Origin of the sequence: Alloyangia mangrovi (assembly GCF_002300555.2) — a bacterium.
Lineage (GTDB): Bacteria > Pseudomonadota > Alphaproteobacteria > Rhodobacterales > Rhodobacteraceae > Salipiger > Salipiger mangrovi.
The window spans coordinates 1-1,759 of the sequence record NZ_NTHN02000128.1; the positions used below are offsets into that span (position 1 = coordinate 1).

Consider the following 1,759-nt stretch of genomic DNA (forward strand, 5'->3'; position numbering starts at 1 on the left):
GCAGCCGCGAGGAGCGCGAGGCGGCGCTGGCCGCAACACACGGCTGATCCATGGCTCGCCGACCCGCCCGCAAGATCGGGCGGGCCCAAACCCTTGTCCGGAGCAGATCGGCCATGACCTACCTCATCAGCACCCAGAGGGCGGAGCCCAGGGGGCTTCGCAAACTTCTTCATCTCAACTGGCCTCTGGTCCTCCTGCTGACCGCCATCGCCTGCGTCGGCTTTCTCACGCTCTTTTCGCTCGCCGGCGGCTCGGCGGAGCCGTGGATGGCGTCCCAGGTGAAGCGCTTCGGGCTCGGGCTCTGCGTCATGCTGGCCGTCGCCATGACCCCGATCTGGGTCTGGCAGAGCGTCTCGTTCCTCTTCTACCTCGGGGTCCTGCTGCTCCTGGTGCTGGTCGATCTAATCGGCTTTGCCGGCGGCGGGGCGCAGCGCTGGGTGGATCTCGGCGTGATCCGCCTGCAGCCCTCGGAGCCGATGAAGATCGCCATCGTCATGGTGCTCGCCGCCTATTACGACTGGCTGCCGGTCTCGCGCGTGTCGCACCCGCTGTGGCTGGCGATCCCGGTGGCGCTGATCCTGCTGCCCGCCGCGCTGATCCTCGATCAGCCCGACCTCGGCACCGCGTTGCTGGTGGTCGCGGGCGGCGGCGCGGTGATGTTCCTCGCCGGGGTCCACTGGCTCTATTTCGCGACGATCCTCGGCGGCATCGGCGGGCTGGTGGCGCTGGTGATGGAGAGCCGCGGCACGCCTTGGCAGCTCTTGAAGGATTACCAGTACCGGCGCATCGACACCTTCCTCGACCCCACGAGCGATCCGCTCGGCGCCGGCTACAACATCGCACAGGCCAAGATCGCGCTCGGCTCGGGCGGCTGGTCCGGGCGCGGCTACATGCAGGGCACGCAGACCCGGCTCAACTTCCTGCCCGAGAAGCACACCGACTTCATCCTCACCGCGATCGGCGAGGAACTCGGCTTTCTCGGCACCGCAAGCCTGCTCGGCCTCTACATGCTGACCCTGGTCTTCGGCACGGCGACGGGTCTGCGCACCGCCGACCGCTTCGGCTCGCTGCTGGCGCTCGGCATGGTCACGACCTTCTTTCTCTACTTCTTCATCAACATGGGCATGGTCATGGGGATGCTGCCGGTGGTCGGGGTGCCGCTGCCGCTGGTCAGCTACGGCGGCTCGGCGATGATCGCGCTGATGGTCGCCTTCGGCTTCATCCAATGCGCCCATGTGCATCGCCCGCGCTGAGCGGTCGGTGCTACCAATGCGGCCACGGTGCCCGGTTCCCGCCACAGGCGTCCGGGCTCCGGCCTGAAAATCTGGACGCAAGCCGTGGCCCGAGCCGCCAAAGCGGCGCTCATGCATGAAATCTCGGCGTCGAATATGCCATGCATCTTACGCAGGCCTGATTTGCGCAAGGGAAGCTTGCGCTGCGGCGCGGCAATTCCTATCTGGTTAGCACAGCACGGCGACGTGCTGGCGGAATTTGCTGGGCTCTCTCCTCCTCCCTGAGCCCCGCATTTCAGCGGCGGCCCCCCTCCTCCTCCCTTGGGGTCGCCGCATTCCCGCTCCCTTTCTGATTTCCTGACCGACCCATCTCGTCGAACGCGTTTGCTATCGGGCGCACGCAGCCTTTCGTTGCCTGCCCGGGCCCCGGGCGGGTCCGGCTTCCATGGCTCGCGGGCTGGCGCCAAAGCACGGCGTTGTTGCGCAAATCTAGGGGATTCATCTCGTGAATCCAGCATGCTAGCCGG

General features: G+C 66.8%; 1 protein-coding gene. It reads left to right on the forward strand.

Features of this window, described 5'->3' with window-relative positions; all coding sequences use genetic code 11:
- Positions 1-113: 113 nt before the first annotated feature.
- A complete protein-coding gene (gene rodA, locus CLG85_RS27035) occupies positions 114-1,253 on the forward strand; it encodes a rod shape-determining protein RodA (protein ID WP_095880407.1) in 1,140 nt (379 codons plus the stop codon).
- Positions 1,254-1,759: the final 506 nt, after the last annotated feature.